Origin of the sequence: uncultured Clostridium sp. (assembly GCF_963515715.1) — a bacterium.
GTDB lineage: Bacteria > Bacillota > Clostridia > Clostridiales > Clostridiaceae > Clostridium_AW.
On record NZ_CAUPZS010000001.1, the window covers coordinates 208,101 to 228,014 of the forward strand.

At 29.4% G+C, this 19,914-nt stretch carries 22 protein-coding genes and 1 riboswitch; of the genes, 19 read left to right on the forward strand and 3 right to left on the reverse strand.

Features of this window, described 5'->3' with window-relative positions:
* Positions 1-297: 297 nt before the first annotated feature.
* A riboswitch (cyclic di-AMP (ydaO/yuaA leader) is annotated at positions 298-420 on the forward strand.
* A 1-nt stretch (position 421) separates the two neighbouring features.
* Both RYO54_RS01205 and RYO54_RS01210 read left to right on the forward strand, forming a co-directional pair.
* The gene (locus RYO54_RS01205) at positions 422-1,177 is read left to right on the forward strand and encodes a hypothetical protein (RefSeq protein WP_315114726.1); all 756 of its coding nucleotides are present in this window, start codon (positions 422-424) and stop codon (positions 1,175-1,177) included.
* A 327-nt stretch (positions 1,178-1,504) separates the two neighbouring features.
* Entirely contained in the window at positions 1,505-1,705 is a 201-nt protein-coding gene (locus RYO54_RS01210) for an alpha/beta-type small acid-soluble spore protein (RefSeq protein ID WP_315114729.1), read from the forward strand.
* Positions 1,706-1,743: 38 nt separating this feature from the next.
* Here the strand turns inward: RYO54_RS01210 and RYO54_RS01215 are convergent, their stop codons facing one another.
* The 3 genes from RYO54_RS01215 to RYO54_RS01225 all read right to left on the reverse strand — a co-directional run bounded on the left by RYO54_RS01215 (position 1,744) and on the right by RYO54_RS01225 (position 3,885).
* Positions 1,744-2,382, reverse strand: coding sequence for a cyclase family protein (locus tag RYO54_RS01215; RefSeq protein ID WP_315114731.1), 639 nt, complete (start codon positions 2,380-2,382; stop codon positions 1,744-1,746).
* Positions 2,383-2,611: 229 nt separating this feature from the next.
* The gene (locus tag RYO54_RS01220) at positions 2,612-3,139 is read right to left on the reverse strand and encodes an amidase domain-containing protein (protein WP_315114733.1); all 528 of its coding nucleotides are present in this window, start codon (positions 3,137-3,139) and stop codon (positions 2,612-2,614) included.
* A gap of 281 nt (positions 3,140-3,420) precedes the next feature.
* Entirely contained in the window at positions 3,421-3,885 is a 465-nt protein-coding gene (locus RYO54_RS01225) for a hypothetical protein (protein ID WP_315114735.1), read from the reverse strand.
* 157 nt (positions 3,886-4,042) lie between these two features.
* On the opposite strand from RYO54_RS01225, the gene RYO54_RS01230 reads away from it, so the two are divergent.
* The 17 genes from RYO54_RS01230 (at position 4,043) to RYO54_RS01310 (ending at position 19,888) form a co-directional block, all read left to right on the forward strand.
* Complete coding sequence (locus RYO54_RS01230; protein ID WP_315114737.1) at positions 4,043-4,765, forward strand: ferritin-like domain-containing protein; 723 nt, start codon at positions 4,043-4,045, stop codon at positions 4,763-4,765.
* Between the two features lie 317 nt (positions 4,766-5,082).
* Positions 5,083-6,858, forward strand: a complete 1,776-nt coding sequence (locus RYO54_RS01235) for an ABC transporter ATP-binding protein (RefSeq protein ID WP_315114739.1) — start codon at positions 5,083-5,085, stop codon at positions 6,856-6,858.
* A gap of 18 nt (positions 6,859-6,876) precedes the next feature.
* Positions 6,877-8,685 (forward strand): ABC transporter ATP-binding protein, encoded by a 1,809-nt coding sequence (locus RYO54_RS01240; RefSeq protein ID WP_315114740.1) that lies wholly within the window; start codon positions 6,877-6,879, stop codon positions 8,683-8,685.
* A gap of 75 nt (positions 8,686-8,760) precedes the next feature.
* On the forward strand, positions 8,761-9,198 hold the full coding sequence (locus RYO54_RS01245) for an Rrf2 family transcriptional regulator (protein WP_315114741.1): 438 nt from the start codon (positions 8,761-8,763) through the stop codon (positions 9,196-9,198).
* A 77-nt stretch (positions 9,199-9,275) separates the two neighbouring features.
* Positions 9,276-10,202, forward strand: a complete 927-nt coding sequence (gene cysK / locus RYO54_RS01250; protein WP_399548858.1) for a cysteine synthase A — start codon at positions 9,276-9,278, stop codon at positions 10,200-10,202.
* Between the two features lie 20 nt (positions 10,203-10,222).
* Positions 10,223-11,374 carry a cysteine desulfurase NifS gene (nifS, locus tag RYO54_RS01255; RefSeq protein ID WP_315114744.1) on the forward strand — a complete coding sequence of 384 codons (1,152 nt, stop codon included), beginning with the start codon at positions 10,223-10,225 and terminating at the stop codon, positions 11,372-11,374.
* A complete protein-coding gene (gene mnmA / locus RYO54_RS01260) occupies positions 11,371-12,447 on the forward strand; it encodes a tRNA 2-thiouridine(34) synthase MnmA (RefSeq protein ID WP_315114746.1) in 1,077 nt (358 codons plus the stop codon). The genes nifS and mnmA overlap by 4 nt, the downstream gene beginning before the upstream one ends.
* A gap of 173 nt (positions 12,448-12,620) precedes the next feature.
* The gene (locus tag RYO54_RS01265) at positions 12,621-13,115 is read left to right on the forward strand and encodes a Na+/H+ antiporter subunit E (protein WP_315114747.1); all 495 of its coding nucleotides are present in this window, start codon (positions 12,621-12,623) and stop codon (positions 13,113-13,115) included.
* Positions 13,108-13,380, forward strand: a complete 273-nt coding sequence (locus RYO54_RS01270; protein ID WP_315114748.1) for a monovalent cation/H+ antiporter complex subunit F — start codon at positions 13,108-13,110, stop codon at positions 13,378-13,380. Before RYO54_RS01265 ends, RYO54_RS01270 begins: the two co-directional genes overlap by 8 nt.
* Positions 13,373-13,696: a monovalent cation/H(+) antiporter subunit G gene (gene mnhG, locus RYO54_RS01275; RefSeq protein WP_315114749.1), complete on the forward strand. Its 324-nt coding sequence runs from the start codon at positions 13,373-13,375 to the stop codon at positions 13,694-13,696. Before RYO54_RS01270 ends, mnhG begins: the two co-directional genes overlap by 8 nt.
* Entirely contained in the window at positions 13,683-13,922 is a 240-nt protein-coding gene (locus RYO54_RS01280) for a hydrogenase subunit MbhD domain-containing protein (RefSeq protein ID WP_315114751.1), read from the forward strand. The genes mnhG and RYO54_RS01280 overlap by 14 nt, the downstream gene beginning before the upstream one ends.
* Entirely contained in the window at positions 13,919-14,194 is a 276-nt protein-coding gene (mbhE, locus tag RYO54_RS01285) for a hydrogen gas-evolving membrane-bound hydrogenase subunit E (RefSeq protein WP_315114752.1), read from the forward strand. Before RYO54_RS01280 ends, mbhE begins: the two co-directional genes overlap by 4 nt.
* A 13-nt stretch (positions 14,195-14,207) precedes the next feature.
* A complete protein-coding gene (locus RYO54_RS01290; RefSeq protein ID WP_315114753.1) occupies positions 14,208-14,627 on the forward strand; it encodes an MnhB domain-containing protein in 420 nt (139 codons plus the stop codon).
* A gap of 1 nt (position 14,628) precedes the next feature.
* Positions 14,629-14,991, forward strand: a complete 363-nt coding sequence (locus RYO54_RS01295; protein WP_315114755.1) for a cation:proton antiporter subunit C — start codon at positions 14,629-14,631, stop codon at positions 14,989-14,991.
* Positions 14,992-14,993: 2 nt separating this feature from the next.
* The gene (locus RYO54_RS01300) at positions 14,994-16,463 is read left to right on the forward strand and encodes a proton-conducting transporter membrane subunit (protein ID WP_315114757.1); all 1,470 of its coding nucleotides are present in this window, start codon (positions 14,994-14,996) and stop codon (positions 16,461-16,463) included.
* Positions 16,464-16,474: 11 nt separating this feature from the next.
* On the forward strand, positions 16,475-17,926 hold the full coding sequence (locus RYO54_RS01305; RefSeq protein WP_315114758.1) for a monovalent cation/H+ antiporter subunit D family protein: 1,452 nt from the start codon (positions 16,475-16,477) through the stop codon (positions 17,924-17,926).
* A gap of 213 nt (positions 17,927-18,139) precedes the next feature.
* On the forward strand, positions 18,140-19,888 hold the full coding sequence (locus RYO54_RS01310) for a complex I subunit 5 family protein (RefSeq protein ID WP_315114760.1): 1,749 nt from the start codon (positions 18,140-18,142) through the stop codon (positions 19,886-19,888).
* The last annotated feature ends 26 nt before the right edge of the window (positions 19,889-19,914 follow it).

The window sequence follows — 19,914 nt, forward strand, 5'->3', positions numbered from 1 at the left end:
GCATATAATTGTACAAGGAATAAGCAGAATTTTAAATTCAGCTTATTCCTATTGTGTTTAAAAGAGGAAAAGTAAATAATATTTCTTGTTTTTCTCCAACTGGAAATATAGGGGGGACTCCGTACAGCGAAAGAGTAAAATTTAATGAATAAAATCACTGCCAGTTATAAGGTTGTCATAAAGAGGGAATATTACCATGAATTCAATAGGAGAAATGGAAATAATAGTATTGAAAATTCACAATTCGTTCATAACTTTTTGATATATTTTTTTATAGCTTATGTTTTATATAAATAAACTATAAAAAAGCCTAATGTATATTTACAACGGAGGATATTAAATTGGGGTGAATCCTTATTTGGTAGGGTGCTCTCAACCCGAACCCGTCAACTAACTTCGTAGGCTATAGAGAGGAGATATTATGAATAATAAGTCTAAGGTTCATATTACCCTATTATTTGGAGTAGTATTTTTTATAGCGGTTATGGTAAAAAATACAGAAAAAGTAGGGGAGCAATATGGCTATGCTGAAAGTAAAGCTAATGAACAAATTGTAGTATTAAGCAACGACTCTGGGCAAGAAGAAAAAGTAGTAAATAATAGTGTTAAACAATCCTCACCATCTAGAGGAGGTTCAAGTGATCTTAATAAAGAAATAATGTCAAGAAGTTTAAGTGTGGAGAAATCTAATACAGCAGTTGAAGTTAGCAACTCAGTACAAACTGTAGATTGGTGGGATAAGGGAACATATGTTTTTTCTAGAGAAACCATCGCAGAGGTACAAGATGTGTCTACTGGAATAAAATTTAAAGTAAAAAGAACTATGGGTGATAATCATGCTGATGTAGAAACTTTGACAAAAGAGGATACAGATGCAGTGATAAAGATTTGGGGAGGATTTTCTTGGGAGAGAAGACCTGTTATATTAGATATAAATGGTGAAAGATATGCAGCGTCTATGAGCGCAATGCCGCATGCAGGTTTAGATTCCTATCCAGCTTATGAAACAGTAGATAATCGTTCAGGAGAATATGGTACAGGGCAAAACTTAGATGTAATAAAAGGTAACGGCATTGATGGACACATGGATATACATTTTTTGAATAGCACTAGACATAAAGATGGAAGAGTTGATCCACAACACCAAGATGCCATTTCTAAGGCAAGTGAAAGATAATAAGTAAAATTTTTCGTGAATACTTAAAATAATATTTAATAAAATTATAGAAAATATACTCTCATCCTTGCGTATTTGTGAGGATGAGAGTTTTTTTATTTTTATTAAATGAAATTTTAATAGAAAAAAACACAAATTTAATAGATGCAATTGTATTATAAGGATTTGTGTGATCAAATAATTATTAAAGTATATTTTAAATCCAAAGATTATATATTGCATCAAGTATTACCAATGTTTCCTTCGATTCCATAACATATAAATGCTCTATTGGGTAAAACTTATATTACAAAACAAAATAAAAAATTAAATTAGGAGGGAAACATTATGGCAAATTATTCATCAAACAGAGTATTAGTTCCAGAAGCTAAAAAAGGATTAAATCAGTTTAAAGCTGAGATAGCTACTGAATTAGGATTATCAAATTATGAAAGCATGGATAAAGGAAACTTAACTTCAAGACAAAATGGATCAGTAGGCGGAACAATGGTTAAAAGAATGATAGAAGCTTACGAAAGAAATCTATAAAAAGTAAGGGGCTAGCTTAGGCTAACCTCTTTTATTTTTTATACATCTGATATTTTTGCTATAACTCTAGCAGGAGCTCCATCTCCATTGTGAATTTTTAATGGAAATATGTAAATATCACATAATTTATTTTTTAAAAGCGATAAATTTTTTAAATTCTCAATAATAATTTTATTGTTTTTTAATAAAACCCTATGATTTTCAAATAATTTACTTTGATTGCTATCTACAGAAATAGTATCCATTCCTATTCCTTTAATAGGTAAATTGCTTAGGTAATTGCAAAGTTCTAAAGAAGGATACTTATAATTATTTAAATATTCATTAGTATTCCAGTATATTTCAGCACCTGTATAAAATAAAATATAGTCAACTTCACATTGATAATATTTACAAAAAATTTCCAAGGAAATAATTGTATCTTCGTAGCTTGAGAAATCCATTATAAAAGCTTTTCCAAAACAATTTTCTAGAGATAATCTATCGATAGTATTTCCATCATCAAAAATATGTTTAGGTGCATCTACATGGGTACAAGTATGAGTAGTAATAATTAATCTATTTACTTCAAAGCCATTTCTATCTATGGTAGATAAAGGGTATATGTGAGGAGTTTCTTCCTTTGAATATGATATTAAATTATCTTTAATAGGGTATGTCAAATCAATATAATTCATAAATCCTCCAATTTTAATTGTAAATTAGAATTTTTTAATATTATCATATAATATTTCTTAAACTTTAGCAAAAGGAGATAATAAAATGATGGTATCCTTTATATAAGATACCATCATTATGTTAATTTGATAATTTATATTTTTCTTCATATTTAGCCTTATTTAATAAAAATATAGCAGATGTAAACAATAAATTTCTTACTTCAACAATGATAACTTTTTTATGCAATTATATAGAGATTTTTAGGAAGTGAATTTTATTTGCTGGCCAAGTGTTATAATAAAAAATATTTAAAGCTTCAAAAGAATGATGGCTTACAAGAGGAATATTGCCACTAAACCCGGTTATTATTGCAGAATGAAATATTAAACCACTGCTGTCCTCATAAAATACAAGGTCACCTAAATCTAGTAAAGAAATATCGAAAACTTCTTTTCCTTTAGCACCGCTAAGATTACCTTCATCATTGACTTTTAAAAACCAATATAAAGAATGAGCTACAGCCCAAGGTATAGACCAAGTGTCATCCATTACATTTTCAGTATTCATGTTATTATACCACCAAGAGAGTTCTCTATTATAAATAAAAGGAGCGCCCCCAGCCCTTAAACACTGAGAAAGAAAGTTAGCACAATCTCCACCAGTATTGCTTAAAGAAAAATATCGATACTCAGGATTAGGATTTAAAGCATATTTTTTAGCATATTCAACAGCAGCAATTCTTGAATATGAGTTCGTCTTTTCAAAGGTTTTCATATATACTCCTATTAATTGTTTTAATATATTAATATGTAATAATTTTAATAATGTTAATCTCTAACCCAAAAATCCTCACAGCATATTATGTAGCATCACTTATTTTAAAAGGAGAATTACTGGGAAGATTGCTATAGGCTTTAGAATAGACGAAGCAGATCCTAAAATTACGGGGCTGTCGCACCAAGAAAATTATATACAATATATTGTGCTAGTTTTAAATTTATAAAACAATATATTGTAGAATTTACTTTTAGTGCGACAGCCCCAAGCCTTATGTTTTATCGCTCACAATATTTTATTGTTAAAGATATAACTCTGCTTATGAATCTTTTAGCGTCACAATAAGGTATTCCACACATTGTAAGTGCTCTAAATATTTCTGGATTATTTTTTTCTATTTTTCTCAATACATCATCGCAGTCACAATGTTTCCAGTGATCTTTGTGTTTTCTTGCAAATTCCAAATCATCAGTCTCATCCGTAATCAGGTCAGCATTTGCGGCTATATCTTCATTAGCTTCATCAGAAGTATACTCAGTTCTCGTATAATCCATTATATTCTCATCCATATCCGCGTAATTCATTAAGTCCATATCTTCCATCATATCAGCATCACTCATGTCCATATCCATATGTTGCATCATTGGCATTTGCTCCATATTCATAGGCTGCCTTCCCATCATCATAGTACAATATGATCTGTGCATACACATTTCACACATATTCATCATATAAGGATTCATAAATAACCTCCTAAAATCTCGAACTACAATAATATACTATTCAATATGTTTATTTATGACATAAATATAAGTTCTTTTCTATAATTTAATTTTGTGTCAAACTAAAACTTAGAACATACAATGTATTGAGACTAATAATATTATTTTGGAGGATTGAATGTATTATTGCTGTTCAAACTATGGAAATGATTTTACTAAAATGGATTTATGTAAATCCTTAGATTTAATAAAGGAAGCTGTACAAGATGAGAGAAATGATGAGTTAACCTATGATTATTTAATAAAAATGGCTCCAACAAAAGAAGAAAAAGAAATAATAATGTCTATAAGGAATGATGAGAGAAAACATAGAAAATGGTTTAAAGAAATTTATAAATGTTACACAGGAAAAGATATAGAAAGTACAGATGGAGAAAAGTTTGTTAGACCTAAATCATATGTAGAAGGAATTAGGCGTGCTTTATTTGGAGAATTAGGAGCAATGGAGAAATATAGGATTATAAGAATGGGCTTACCTAATAGATTTCAAAGAGATATACTTTTTGAAATTTTGACAGATGAAATGAAACATGCAACAAAATATAATTATATTTTAACAATAAATTTGTGCAAACAAGTTGAGCGTAAAAAAAAGAGTAAAGAGAATTGTTATAGAGGAGAAACTGTATTAAATCATAGTGGATATATAGATAGCATGAATGCTATAATGAAAAGAGCTATACAAGAAAAGGATATGGGATTAAACATAGAATATTTATTATCTAAATCTATAATTACGGGCATATTGGTAGGGGCCGGTGAAAACATAGAAGAAGCTCAAAGGCAAGTGGAAGAATGGATTGAAAATGAAGAAATAGGTTTATTTAATAAAAACTCCTAAATCATTAGGGGTTTTATTAATTGTTTAAAATTAAATTATAAAATAACTAATAAAATGCTTGCAATAATTTCTATAATAGTCTAATATTATATTATGAAAATTTTGTAAAGGAGGTCGTGCAAATGTTATTAATAAATTTGTTTAATAATGGGTATAATTTTATATTTAAAACACGACCTATGGATGCGTAAATTTTTATAATTAGTTAATTAAGCCATAGGGTTATGTAGCCTATGGCTTTTATATTATGTCTATATTGATTCGATGTGAAAGCTTAGGATATTCCTAGGCTTTTTTGTTTGCGAGGGGGTATAAAAATGAAGAAAAATATTGCGCTCTATTCTATAGCCATATTATGCGTAGCTATTGCAACATTTATTAGTACTTTAGAGCCTTTGGTTATTAAGATTACTATTGATAATATTATAGGCAATATACCTATAGAGAGTGGTAATAAAGTTAATTATTTTATTAATAAAATAGGGGGGATATCATATCTACAAAAAAATCTATGGATATGTGGTTTAACACTAGTAATTTTAACTTTGATCAGGGGAGTGTTTTTGTTTTATAGAGGGAAATGGTCTGCTAAAGCGTCAGAAAATATAGCAAAAGGGTTGAGAGATAAGTTATATGATCATATTCAACATCTACCTTATGACTATCATGTAAAAACAGAAGCAGGAGATCTTATACAAAGATGTACTTCAGACGTGGAAACTATAAGAAAATTTTTATCTAATCAATTGGTGGAAATGGGAAGGGGAATTTTTATATTGATATTTTCACTGATGGTGATGTTTTCATTAAATGTTAAGATGACCTTGGTAGCAATGAGTACAGTGCCAATAATTTTTGCCTTTTCATTAATATTTTTCTCTAAAATTAAGAACATATTTAATGAAGCAGATGAAGCAGAAGGGAAGATGACCACAGTACTTCAGGAAAATCTCTGGGGGGTTAGAGTAGTTAGAGCCTTTGGAAGAGAAAAATATGAAATTGATAAATTTGATGATGTAAATGAAAGATACCAAAGTATACTTTATAAACTATACAGTTTACTAGGTACCTATTGGAGTGTGTCCGACTTTTTATGTATGATTCAAATAGCTGCAGTTTTAATATTTGGAATATATTTCACTTTAATAGGAGATATAAGCTTAGGTACATTGGTAGTTTTCCTTAATTATGAAATAAGGCTATTGTGGCCAGTAAGACAACTCGGAAGAATTCTATCTGAAATGGGAAAAATGACTGTAGCTAAGAAAAGAATATATGAAATATTTAATGAAAAGGTAGAGGAAGATAAAGAAGGAGAAAAGAAACCTAAGATATTAGGAAATATAGAATTTAAAGATGTGCATTTTGAATATGACAAAGGTCAACCTATTTTGAATGGTATTTCGTTTAAAATAAATAAGGGTGAAAAAGTTGCTATAGTTGGACAAACGGGTTCAGGAAAATCATCTTTAATTCATCTCTTAGGAAGACTTTACGATTATAATGCTGGTTCTATAACAATTGATGGAGTAGAGTTAAGAGAAATAAACAAAAAATGGATTAGAAGTAACGTGGGTACAGTGCTTCAAGAACCTTATCTTTACTCAAGAAGCATTGAAGATAATATAAAGATTGCCAAGAAAGATGCTACTAAAGAAGAAGTAGTATCCAGTGCGAGGAATGCCTCTGTTCATGAGGTTATAGAAAGTTTTGAAAAAGGTTATGAAACTATGTTAGGAGAAAAGGGAGCTAACTTGTCAGGTGGACAAAGGCAGAGGATCGCTATAGCAAGAACATTGATTAAAGCTAGTCCAATACTTATATTTGATGATTCCTTAAGTGCTGTAGATACTGAGACAGACAGAAAAATTAAAGAAGCTTTAAAACAAAAAAGCAAAGGAGTAACTACAATAATAATATCCCATAGAATATCTTCAATTATGGATTCAGATAAAATAATAGTATTGGATAAAGGTAAAATTGCTCAAATGGGCAACCATGATGAGTTAATAAAGGTAGAAGGAATATACAAGAGAATATGGGATATTCAAAAGAGTATAGAAAATGAATGGAATGATACGATAGTAAGTTAATGAAATGGCGGTGAGGTAATGAGTGATAAATTAAGTTTTGGTCTATGGAGAAAATTGTTTAGATATATAATGGAATTCAAAGGAAGTTTAATAAAAATATCTTTGGTTATGATTGCGGTAGCAGGTATAGATGTATTGGTACCATATCTCAATAAATATGCAATAGATACTTTTGTTGAAAATAATAGTATGCTAGGACTGAAAAAATTCGCAGTAGTCTATTTAGTTATTATAATTATTCAAGCAATTAATATTAAAATATTTATAAATGTTGCAGGTAAAGTAGAAACAGGACTTGCCTACCATATAAGAAAAATATCTTTTGAGAAGCTTCAAAAATTATCATTATCCTACTATGATAAAACTTCAGTAGGGTGGATAATTTCTAGAGTTACTTCAGATGTTATGAGGCTAAGTGAAATAGTATCTTGGGGATTAATTGACATGGTATGGGCCTTGGTTATGATGTTTGGATTTGTAATAATTATGATGATTCATAATGTTAAGCTAACATTAATTACGTTAGGAGTAGTACCGCCACTTATAATTATTGGGATATACTTTCAAAGAAAAATATTAGATTCCTATAGGGATGTAAGAAAAATAAATTCTAAAATAACAGCAGATTTTAATGAATGTATAACAGGGGCAAAAACTACTAAAACATTGGTTACTGAATTAGATAATTTAGAGGAATTTAAAATTACTACAGGAAACATGAGAAGTTCTTCTTTAAGAGCAGCTATATTTTCCTCCTTGTTTTTGCCTATAGTATTGACTTTAGGGAGTATTGGAACAGGATTAGCTCTGTGGCATGGTGGTAAGGGAGTGCTTTTGGAAAAATTAAGTTATGGTACCTTGGTAATGTTTTTATCCTATTCAATACAGTTTTTTGAACCGATAACACAACTGGCTACTACTTTAGCAGAGCTTCAACATGCACAGGCATCAGCAGAAAGAGTAATATCTCTTATTGAGGAAAAAATAGAAATCCAGGATAGCCAAGGAGTAATAAATAAATATGGTGATATATTTAATCCTAAAAGTGAAAATTGGGAGCCTATCCATGGAGATATAACATTCAAAGATATAAGCTTTGCTTATAAGGATGGAGAAAAGGTTTTAGATAATTTTAATTTGCAAGTAGAAAAAGGGGAGAAGATAGCTTTAGTTGGTGAGACTGGTTCTGGGAAAAGCACTATTGTAAATTTACTCTGTAGATTCTATGAACCTACAGAGGGAGAAATATTAATAGATGGAGTTGATTATAGAGAAAGATCGATGTTATGGCTTCAATCAAACTTAGGATATGTATTACAAAGTCCTCATTTATTTAGCGGAACTATAAAGGATAATATAAAGTATGGAAAACTAAATGCTACGGATGAAGAGGTTATAAAAGCTGCTCAATTAGTAAATGCCAATGATTTTATCATGAGAATGGAGAAGGGATATGATACTGAAGTTGGTGAAGAAGGAAATAAGCTTTCTACAGGAGAAAAACAACTTATTTCTTTTGCTAGAGCAATTATATCAAATCCAGCATTATTTGTTTTAGATGAAGCAACATCATCCATTGACACTGAAAGCGAAAAGATAATTCAAGATGCTATTGATAAGGTTTTAAGGGGAAGAACTAGCTTTATAATAGCTCATAGATTATCAACTATAGTTTCTGCGGATAAAATATTAGTAATACAAAAGGGGGAAGTAATTGAAATGGGAAATCATGAAGAATTGATGAAAAATAGAGGTTATTATTATAATTTATATACCAATCAGTTTATTGAAGAAAAGGAGAATGAAATATTAAATTTTATAGAATAAGATATTGACAATAGGTTATTTTAATAATATAATCATAGTAAATATATAGGAATAAAGGAAAAAGAGGTGTAGAATATGAAAATATCGACTAAGGGCAGATATGGATTAAAAGCTATGATGGATATTGCCATATATACATCTTGTGAGAGCATAGCACTGAAAAGTATTTCTGAGAGACAAAATATATCTGAAAAATATTTAGAGCAAATTTTTTCAGCTCTTAGAAAAAATGGTTTAGTAATTAGTAAAAAAGGTGCTCAAGGAGGATATAGCCTAGCCCAGCATCCATCTAAAATAACTGTAGGGGATATATTAAGAGTGTTAGAAGGGGATTTAGATGTGGTGGATTGGGAAGAAAGTATGAAAGAAGATATTTTAGAAAAATGCATTTATGACAATATATGGAATAAACTTAATATTTCAATAGCTTCAATAGTTGATTCAATCACTTTAGAAGATTTAGTGGAGCACTATAATAAAAATAAAGGAATAGAATACATGTATTATATATAATAATACATGTAAATATTTTAAAGTAAAGCATACTATTCATATAGGAATAATAAATATATAATTTAAGGAGGATCATTATGAGAGTATATAATAATTTAACAGAACTTATAGGAAATACACCAATGTTGAGACTTGGCAAATTTGAAAAACAATATGGTGTTAAAGCAAATTTAATAGGTAAGGTTGAGTATTTTAACCCAGGAAGCAGTATTAAGGATAGAATAGCTTTTGCTATGATAGAAGAAGGAGAAAAACAAGGGCTTATAAAAAAAGATACAGTTATTATAGAACCTACTAGTGGAAATACAGGAATAGGTTTAGCATTAGTGGCAGCAGCAAAAGGATATAAAATAATACTAACTATGCCTGAATCTATGAGTATAGAAAGAAGAAAGTTATTAAAAGCATATGGAGCAGAATTAGTATTAACACCAGCTGCAGATGGCATGAAAGGTGCTATTGCAAAAGCAGAAGAGCTAGCAAAAGAAATACCAAATTCATTTATTCCTCAACAATTTGATAATTTAGCTAATCCATCTATTCATGAAAAGACTACTGCTGAAGAAATATTAAGAGATTTAGATGGAGAAGTAGATGTGCTTATTTCAGGAGTAGGAACTGGTGGAACTATAACAGGAATAGGAAGAGCATTAAAGAAGAAGAATCCAGATGTAAAAATCATCGCAGTGGAACCAGAGGATTCAGCAATTCTTTCTGGCGGTAAACCAGGGCCACATAAAATACAAGGTATAGGTGCAGGATTTATCCCATCAATATTAGATATATCTATAATCGATGAAATTATTAAAGTTTCAAATGAAGATTCCTTTAAAATTACTAAAGAAATAGTAACATTAGAAGGACTTCTAGTAGGTATATCTTCAGGAGCAGCATTACATGCAGCTAAAGAAGTTGGTATAAGAGAAGAGAATCAGGGAAAAAATATAGTAGTAATACTACCTGATACAGGTATGAGATATTTATCAACACCTGTATTTGACTAAATTAAAAAGGTGATTTAAAAATGAGTAAAATTATATATATGGATTATGCAGCTACTACTTTTATAAAAGATGGCGTATTAGAAGAAATGATGCCTTATTTAAAGGGGTTCTTTGGGAACCCCTCATCCCAATATTCCATAGGACTTAGAAGTAAAATGGCTATTGAAGGGGCTAGGGATAATATAAGTAATGCGATTAATTGTAAAAGTGACGAAATATTTTTTACTAGTGGAGCTACGGAGGCTGATAATTGGGCAATAAAAGGATTTGCCTATGCCAATAAAGATAAGGGCAATCATATTATTACTACAAAAGTTGAGCATGAAGCATTATTAAATACTTGTAGGTGTTTAGAAGAAGAAGGGTTTAAGATTACTTACTTATCTGTAGATAAAGAGGGTTTTGTTAATTTAGATCAGTTAGTAAACTCCATTACTAAAGATACAATATTAGTATCTATAATATATGGAAATAATGAAATTGGAACTATTCAAAGCATTAGAGAAATAGGAAGAATATGTAGTGAAAAAAATATAACTTTTCACAGTGATGCAGTGCAGGCTTTTGGGAAAGTTCCCATAGATGTAAGAGATTTGAACATAGATATGCTCTCGCTGTCCTCCCATAAAATATATGGTCCTAAAGGGGTAGGAGCTTTATATATTAAAAAGGGATTAAAGCTTCATAATATGCTTCATGGTGGAGGGCAAGAAAGAGGAAAAAGAGGAGGTACAGAAAATGTAGCTTCTATTGTTGGCTTTGGAAAAGCAGTTGAAATATCTATGAATGTAATGAAAGATGAAATGATGAGACTATCCTCTCTAAGGAATAAGATGATAGAAAAACTTTTAAAAATAGAAGGAGCTTTTCTAAACGGTACTGCAGGTGAGAGTAGATTAGCTAATAATATAAATATAGGTTTTAGTGGAGTTCATGGGGAGGATTTAGTATTTAATTTGGATAGGGAAGGTATATGTGTATCTAGTGGAAGCGCGTGTCAGGCCACTTCCATGGAACCTTCACATGTACTACTAGCTTTGGGACTTAGTAGAGAGTTATCAAAATCCTCTATAAGACTTACTATAGGCGAAAACACTACTGAAGAAGATGTAGATTATGTTTGTGAGCAAATAAATAATATAGTTAATAGAATTAGGATGGTGACGAAATGAAGAAAAGAGTAGTATTAGCCATGAGTGGAGGAGTTGATAGTTCTGTAGCAGCACATTTATTGTTAAAAGAAGGATATGAAGTTATAGGTGTTACAATGCAGATTTGGGATGAAGATAAAGAGTATGAGGAAAGAGAAGGTGGTTGCTGCTCATTATCATCTGTGAATGATGCAAGGAGAGTAGCTTATAAACTAGGAATACCATTTTATGTAATGAACTTTAAAGAAGAGTTTAAAGAAAAAATAATAACTAATTTTGTAGATGAATATTTAAAGGGAAGAACCCCTAATCCATGTATTGCTTGTAATAAACATATCAAATTTGAATCATTCTTAAAAAGAGCTTTAAACTTAGGGGCAGATTATATAGCTACAGGTCACTATGCTAAAATAGAAAAAGATAATGACAGATATGTAATAAAGAAGGGTATAGATTTGACAAAAGACCAAAGTTATGTGCTTTACAATTTTACACAATTTCAGTTAGAGCATACATTACTACCCTGCGGAGATTATACTAAGAAAGAAATTAGAGCTATAGGTAAGGAAATTGGATTATCTGTCCATGATAAAAAAGATAGTGAGGAAATATGTTTTATTCCAGATGATGATTACGGAAGATTTATAGAAAAACAAATTGGAGAAGAAATAAAAGAGGGTTATTTTAAGGATAAGCATGGTAATATATTAGGAAAGCATAAAGGTATAATTCATTACACCATAGGTCAAAGAAAAGGATTAGGTATTACACTTGGAAAGCCTATGTATGTAATGGACATAGATCCTAGAAATAATGAAGTTATACTAGGAGAAAATGAAGATTTATTTAGAAAGGGATTAATTGCTGAAGAAGTAAATTTAATAGCTTTCGATAAATTAGAAAAGCCTATGGAAGTTGAAATAAAAGTAAGATATTCTACTACATCAAATAAAGGTACAATATATCCAATTGAAGACGGAAAAGTAAAAGTTGAATTAATAAATCCCCAAAGAGCAATTACAAGAGGTCAATCTGTAGTGTTCTATCAAGAGGATATTTTAATTGGTGGGGGAATAATTAGTGAAATATTATAGTTTTTTAATTTGTAGTTTATATGTTTATATATAAACTACTTTTTTTATGTGGAATATTAAAAAAATTCTGCGTATTCAATATTTCATATAAATTCAATAAAAAATATAGACGGAGTTCAATGAAATTGATAATATTATATCATAGACAATAATGCAAAAGGAGGTAGAATATTATGAAATTTTGGCGAAAAGCATCTCTTTTTATATTTTGGATTATACTAAGTGAATCAATTACATTAGAAAGAGTGAGTATAGGTATTATATTATCCTATTTAGTAGTTAAATTTAATGAAGACTTAGATAGAGATTTAATGGAGAGAAATGGTAAAAAAGTCTCCTTGAATGTTAAAAAAATAACTATATTTTTTAAGTATTTAGGTACATTAATTTTAGAAATATTTAAATCTAATATACATGTGGCTAAAATAGTTTTAAGTCCTAAGATGAATATATCGCCCAATATATGTACAGTAGATACAAAGATACAATCGAATCTATTGAAAACGATTTTATCAAATTCAATTACGCTAACCCCAGGAACATTAACTCTGTTTATGGATGATGACAAATTAATTATCCACTGTCTTCAAGAGGAAAATATAAAAGATTTAAAGGAGTCCTCTTTTGAGAATATTCTTTTGAAAGCTGAGGAAATTATAAATGAATAAAATATTGATTTTTGCCGTTGTTTTTTTATCAATAACTATATTAGGATGCTTATACAGAGGGGTTAAAGGTCCTACTTCTGCAGATAGGCTTATTGCAATAAATGTGATAAGTACTAAAACAATAATTATCATAGCGTCTATTTCCTTTATACTTAAAGAAACATATTTTGTGGATGTAGCACTAGTATATGCTTTAATTAGTTTTATAGCTTCTGTAATAATAGCCCGTTATATAGAAAGTTTAGGAGGAAATAATGATGATTAAAATACTACTAGTATCAGCATTTACAGCGGGAGGCTTATTTTTCTTCATGGTAGGTACCTTGGGTATTCTGAGATTTCCTGATGTATTTACAAGAGTGCATAGCGCAGCAAAATGTGATACTTTAGGAGCTTTATTATGTTTAACTGGGTTAATAATTAATAGTGGATTTAGTTTTACAAGCTTAAAATTAATTTTAGTCCTTGGATTTATATGGATAACAAATCCTACTGCCACTCATTTAATAGGCAAGGCTGAATATTTAAGAATAAAGTCTATTGAGAGAAAGGATGGAGTAAAAAAGGATGAAAATCTTTAGTATTGTAATGTTATTATTTTTAATAGTATCTTCAATAATGGTTTCTTATGTAAAAGATCTTCTAGGAGCTATTATAGTTTTTATGGTTTATAGCTTAATTATGGCTATATTATGGCAGCAACTAAATGCTCCCGATTTAGCAATAACCGAGGCAGCCGTTGGAGCTGGTATTACTACAGTATTGTTTATTCTAACATTAAAGAGAATAAAGGGAGAAAAGAAATGAGAAAGATAAATGCAGTACTTGTTACTTTGGGGATAACCTTTATACTTCTTCTTGGAGTAATAGAATTACCACAGTTTGGAGCAGGTTCTCTACCCACTCATAATGAAGTTTCAAAATATTATATAGAAAATGCTATTAAAGACACAGGGGCTACTAACATAGTTACTGGAATAATACTAGACTATAGAGCATTTGATACTTTTGTTGAAGCCAGTGTTTTATTCACTTCGGCAATAACTGTATTAGTGGTTTTAAAAAAGAATAAAGAGTAAAAGGAGAGGTAAAATGAAGGATATTATACTAAGAGAAGTAACTAAAGCAATATTGCCTTTCATACACCTTTTTGGCCTTTATATAATTTTACATGGTCACTTAAGTCCAGGGGGAGGATTTGCTGGAGGAACGGTTTTAGGTGCAGGTTTTATACTTTATAGGATTGTGTTTGGAAAAGATAAAGCAAGAGAAAAATTTCAGTATAATAAATTAATAAAGATTATTTCCGTTGCATTAATTATGTATGGAACTATAAAAGGCTATAGTTTTATATCTGGAGGAAGTGATTTAGGTTGGCCAGGCCCACCTTTAGGAAAGGCAGGCAATATACTAAGTGGTGGATTTTTACTTCCTTTAAATATTATAGTAGGGGTAGTTGTATCTATAACTATGTATTTTTTATATAGCTTATTTGAAGAAGGTGAAATATAAAATGGAAAAGCTATTTATTAATTATTATGAGACTAGTTCAGTAATACTATTTGGAATAGGATTCGTAACATTGCTATTAAATAATAACCTAATAAAAAAGATTATTGGGCTAAACATTATGGATACATCAATTTTTCTTTTTTTTATAGCAAAAGGTTATATAGTCGGAAAAGAAGCACCAATCATAGTAGGGTCTTTTAAGGGAGTAGATAGATATATAAACCCAATTCCTACTTCTCTTATGCTTACAGGAATTGTAGTAGCTGTAAGTACTACGGCTTTTGCATTAGCATTAACTATAAAAGTTCATGAGAAATATGGAACAATAGAGTTAGATGAAATATTAAAAAAAGGAGATGAGTAGATTTGCCTATTGATAGCTTTCCGTTAGTTTCACTGCTATTACTATTTATTACGGCTACTATAATGCCAGTGATAAAAAAAGAAAAGATTTCTAAGGGTATTAGCCTTCTATCCTTTTTAGCATGCTTTCTAATGTATTTTGTTACATTAAATTATGTAATAAGAACAGGGGGATATTACTATAGAATAGGACATTTTCCTGCCCCTATAGGTATTGAATTTTATGTAGGTGTAGTTGAATGTATATTAGGTATGCTTTTTACCTTTGTGGCATCTATGGTAATATGGTATTCAATTTACAATATAAACTATGACATAAGCAAAGAAAAAACAAATCTATACTATCTTTTAATAAACATTTTAGTAGGTTCTCTTTTAGGGATAATTTTTTCAAATGATATATTTAATATTTTTGTATTTATTGAAATAGGTAACTTAGCTTCTTGTGGAATAGTAGTTATAAAGGATAAAAAAGAGAATATAAAAGCTGGAATTAAATACTTAATAATGAGCTGTTTAGGATCAGGCCTTGTGCTTATGGGGATTGCTTTTTTATATTCAATCACTGGGTATTTAAACATGACTTTTATCCATGAGAGCATGATAAAAAACTATAGCCAATATACTAGGATTATTACAATAACCTTAGGCTTATTTACTATAGGATTAGGTGTTAAGAGTGCTATGTTTCCATTACACACATGGCTTCCTGATGCTCATGCTAATGCGCCAACATCCTCCAGTGCTATACTATCATCACTGGTATTAAAAGGGTATGTATGGTTTTTGATAAAAATTATCTATAAGGTCTTTGGAAAAGAGATAATTAATAATCTCCCAATATTAAATATTATATTAATATTAGGATCTTTGGGAATGATTTTTGGATCAATATTTGCAATACGTCAAAAAAATATTAAAAAAGTAATTGCATATTCTACTGTAGCTCAAATGGGATATATATTTTTTGCCATAGGATTGGGTACGGAGCTCGGAATTACAATTGCTATATTTCATATTATAGGACATGCAGTAACTAAAGGAGCTTTATTTTTAAGTGCAGGTTCAATTATTCAAAGTACGGGATTAAAAGAATTAGAGGATTTAAAAGGTGTTGGCAAGGAGATGCCCTATACTTTGGGTGTGTTTTTTATTGCATCTTTATCCATGATAGGAATTCCTATATTGCCTGGCTTTGTTTCTAAATGGTATTTAGCCTTAGGAAGTATTGAAGCTAACAAAATTATATTAATAGGAGTAATACTATTAAGTAGCTTATTAAATGCAATATACTATTTTCCAATTGCTATAAATGGTTTTTTTGGTGAAGAAAATTTAAAAAATAAGGTATATAAAAGTAAAGAAAAACCCCTAAAAGAATTATTACCAATAATAATTTTGATTTTAAGTATGATATATATAGGAGTTAAATCTCAATCTATAATAGATTTAATTAAGACTGGTTTAGTGTAGGAGGAGCTATATTGAATAATATAATTGTTTTATTACCAATAATCTTTCCTTTTATAGCAGCTATTTTAATATGGTTGTGTAATTTTAACAGAAGAAAAAGAAATGTGTTTGTTTTTATAATTACTTCTTTAAATTTTATATTTGTTTATATAATTTTTAAGTATTTTAATAAAGAAAAAATACATTTATTTGTATTCAATGAATTCTTAGATATATATTTTAAAATAGATAAACTTACAATACTATTTGCTACATTGGTTTCAATTTTATGGATATTTACTACTATTTATGCTATGGAATATATGAAACATGAAGGAAAGGAAAATAGGTTTTTTTCATTTTTTTTAACTACTTTAGGAGTAACATTAGGAATAGCCTTTTCAGGTAACTTAATAACACTTTATTTATTTTATGAATTATTAACTTTAGCTACTTTCCCATTAGTAATACATTCCGATACAAAAGAAGCTTTAAATAGTGGAAGAAAATATTTAATCTACTCATTTGCAGGAGCAACCCTTGTACTTTTTGGAATGATTATTTTGTTTAATTTAACTAAAGACTTATCATTCTTGCCTAAAGGCATAATAAATAATTTATCTAATGAAAATATAAAGCTATATAATATAAGCTTTATAACTATGTTTCTAGGTTTTAGTGTTAAGGCAGCCCTAGTACCATTTCATTCATGGCTTCCACAAGCTATGGTAGCACCCACACCAGTAAGTTCGTTATTACATGCTGTGGCAGTAGTTAAATCAGGTGTTTTTGCTCTTGTTAGAACCGTTTATTATATATATGGAGCTGAATTTACAAGAAATAATGTAAGTACAAAATACTTAACCATGTTTATAATAATATCTATATTGATGGGATCATTTTTAGCCCTTCATCAAGAGAATCTTAAAAAAAGATTAGCATACTCTACCATAAGTCAATTGGGCTATATTTTGTTAGGAATAATTCTTGTAAATAGAAACGCCTTTGTAGGTGCAATGCTACATTTAATAAATCATGCGGTAATAAAAATCACCTTATTTTTCTGCGTAGGAGCAATTATGTACACTAGAGGAAAAACAGAAATAAGCCAAATAAAAGGTATTGGAAGAGAGATGCCAATAACATTATGGTGTTTTACCATATCATCTATATCTCTTATAGGAATACCACCTACAAATGGTTTTGTTTCTAAATGGTTTTTGGCTCAAGGAAGTTTGGGTGCTGGCAAAATTCTCTTCCCGGCTATATTACTATTTAGTGCACTGCTTACTTCAATGTACTTGCTGCCAATAATAACTGAGGCCTTTTTTAAAAGGGAGAAGGGCAATGCCCACATTACTAGTGAAGCTCCAAGAAAAATGCTTATCCCTATAATATGTATAACCACAATAACAGTAATTCTTGGACTATTCCCTAATCCAGTTCTTAGTTTTATACAGGAAATAGCAAAAGAGTTAATGTAAATATTAAATACAATAGAGAGGGAAGGTGAAATTTTGACTGGAGAAAATTCATTGTTATTTATAATTTTATTTCCGTTGATTTCAATATTTATTGCATATTTACTTGGTAGGATAAAAGAAAGTTATAGAGATATATTTAATATTTTTTCTACATTTATTATGTTTATATTTGTAAGTAGTCTGTATCCTAAAGTGTTTAAGGAGGACATGCATTTGTTAGTCCCCAATATTATGGGAACAGGACTTTATTTGAAGTTAAACGTTTTTAGATATATCTTTGTATGGTTAACAACTTTAATATGGTTTTTGGTTATAGTGTATTCTACTTCATATATGAAGTCATACAAGGATAAAAATAGATATTATTTATTTTTTATGTTAACATATTGGAGCACTTTGGGAATCTTTATTTCAGAGAATTTGTTGAATCTATTTACATTCTTTGAAATTATGTCATTAACATCGTACCCATTGATAATACATGAAGAAGAGGAATCCTCACATGAAGCTGGAGATACATATATAATTATGGCGGTAGCAGGAGGATTAGTTCTATTAATGGGGTTGTTTTTACTTTATGATTTTACTCAAACCCTCCTACTAGGAGAGCTTAAAATTGCTGTAAGTAAAATAGGAGATATAAAGTATTTAATTGCATCGTTAATTTTATTTGGATTTGGAGTTAAAGCTGGAGCTGTACCATTGCATATTTGGTTACCTAAGGCGCATCCCGCAGCACCGGCACCAGCCAGTGCTATACTATCAGGTATATTACTTAAAACGGGCATTTTTGGAATAATGATAACAACTGGATATATCTTTCCTGATGATTTTAATATTTCTTCTGTAATATTAGTCTTAGGTTTTACAACTATGTTTATTGGAGGACTGCTAGCACTATTTCAAAGAAATATAAAAAGGACGCTTGCATACAGTAGTATGAGTCAAATGGGGTATATACTTGTAGGTATAGGGCTTATGGGTATTCTAGGAGAGCATAAAGCCATAGCTTTTTATGGAACACTATACCATATAATAAATCATGTAATTTATAAAGTGCTTTTATTTTTAGCTGCTGGTGCAATATATATGTGTTTACATCAGTTAGATATTAATTCTATATTAGGATTTGGAAAGAATAAAAATCTATTTAAATATTTATTTTTAATTGCCCTATGTGGAATAATCGGAATGCCAGGATTTAATGGCTTTATAAGTAAGAACTTATTACACCATGCATTAGCAGAAGCTTTGCATATCTATGGAGGTATATGGTTAACATTAGGGGAATATATTTTTATAATTAGTAGCGGATTTACAACGGCATATATGTTAAAGCTATTTATTGCTATATTTATGGAGGGAGAAGACAAATACTCTAAGGACAAATATATAAGCAAAACTGCATTTATACCTATGCTAATCTTGGCTTTATTGATATTATTTATAGGAATAAAGCCTCAGTTTGTCATTAAAGTAATAGAAAAAGCCTCAATTTCTTTTGGTATTCATGGAAGAATTGCTACAGACTTTTATTCTATTGAAAATATTAAGTCTTCATTTGTTTCTATAGGGTTAGGTATACTAGTTTATATATTATTCATCAGAAAATATTTAAGAGTTGTATCAGATAAGGAAATCACTTATATAAATACTACTTTAAGCTGGTTTAGCATAGAAAAAAATATTTATATCCCTTTATTTAAATTTATATTCAGAATTTTAAGCTTTGTTTTAAAAGTATTTGATGAAGGCTTGATAAAACTTATATATTTAATCAATGATGGGATAGAAAAGGTTGGTAATGCAGAAATTAAATTTGGATATAACATGGATGGAAAGTTAAAAGAATTATTAAATAAGAAGTTTAGTTTAACAGGTTATAAACTAAGTAGCATAACTTATTCAATATATATTTTTGGTATTATGCTTTTAGTTATTCTAATAACCCTAATTTACTAATAATTGTTAGTAAATAAAAATAATTA

Excerpts from the sequence above, each read along its gene's own strand:
- RYO54_RS01220 (WP_315114733.1), bottom strand. The coding sequence starts at position 3,139 with ATGAAAACCTTTGAAAAGACGAACTCATATTCAAGAATTGCTGCTGTT.
- mnhG (WP_315114749.1), top strand. The coding sequence starts at position 13,373 with ATGATTAAAATACTACTAGTATCAGCATTTACAGCGGGAGGCTTATTT.
- RYO54_RS01295 (WP_315114755.1), top strand. The coding sequence starts at position 14,629 with ATGGAAAAGCTATTTATTAATTATTATGAGACTAGTTCAGTAATACTA.
- mnmA (WP_315114746.1), top strand. The coding sequence starts at position 11,371 with ATGAAGAAAAGAGTAGTATTAGCCATGAGTGGAGGAGTTGATAGTTCT.
- RYO54_RS01290 (WP_315114753.1), top strand. The coding sequence starts at position 14,208 with ATGAAGGATATTATACTAAGAGAAGTAACTAAAGCAATATTGCCTTTC.
- RYO54_RS01215 (WP_315114731.1), bottom strand. The coding sequence starts at position 2,382 with ATGAATTATATTGATTTGACATACCCTATTAAAGATAATTTAATATCA.
- nifS (WP_315114744.1), top strand. The coding sequence starts at position 10,223 with ATGAGTAAAATTATATATATGGATTATGCAGCTACTACTTTTATAAAA.
- RYO54_RS01225 (WP_315114735.1), bottom strand. The coding sequence starts at position 3,885 with ATGAATCCTTATATGATGAATATGTGTGAAATGTGTATGCACAGATCA.
- RYO54_RS01270 (WP_315114748.1), top strand. The coding sequence starts at position 13,108 with ATGAATAAAATATTGATTTTTGCCGTTGTTTTTTTATCAATAACTATA.
- RYO54_RS01205 (WP_315114726.1), top strand. The coding sequence starts at position 422 with ATGAATAATAAGTCTAAGGTTCATATTACCCTATTATTTGGAGTAGTA.
- RYO54_RS01280 (WP_315114751.1), top strand. The coding sequence starts at position 13,683 with ATGAAAATCTTTAGTATTGTAATGTTATTATTTTTAATAGTATCTTCA.
- RYO54_RS01245 (WP_315114741.1), top strand. The coding sequence starts at position 8,761 with ATGAAAATATCGACTAAGGGCAGATATGGATTAAAAGCTATGATGGAT.
- cysK (WP_399548858.1), top strand. The coding sequence starts at position 9,276 with ATGAGAGTATATAATAATTTAACAGAACTTATAGGAAATACACCAATG.
- RYO54_RS01230 (WP_315114737.1), top strand. The coding sequence starts at position 4,043 with ATGTATTATTGCTGTTCAAACTATGGAAATGATTTTACTAAAATGGAT.
- RYO54_RS01210 (WP_315114729.1), top strand. The coding sequence starts at position 1,505 with ATGGCAAATTATTCATCAAACAGAGTATTAGTTCCAGAAGCTAAAAAA.
- RYO54_RS01240 (WP_315114740.1), top strand. The coding sequence starts at position 6,877 with ATGAGTGATAAATTAAGTTTTGGTCTATGGAGAAAATTGTTTAGATAT.
- mbhE (WP_315114752.1), top strand. The coding sequence starts at position 13,919 with ATGAGAAAGATAAATGCAGTACTTGTTACTTTGGGGATAACCTTTATA.
- RYO54_RS01265 (WP_315114747.1), top strand. The coding sequence starts at position 12,621 with ATGAAATTTTGGCGAAAAGCATCTCTTTTTATATTTTGGATTATACTA.
- RYO54_RS01235 (WP_315114739.1), top strand. The coding sequence starts at position 5,083 with ATGAAGAAAAATATTGCGCTCTATTCTATAGCCATATTATGCGTAGCT.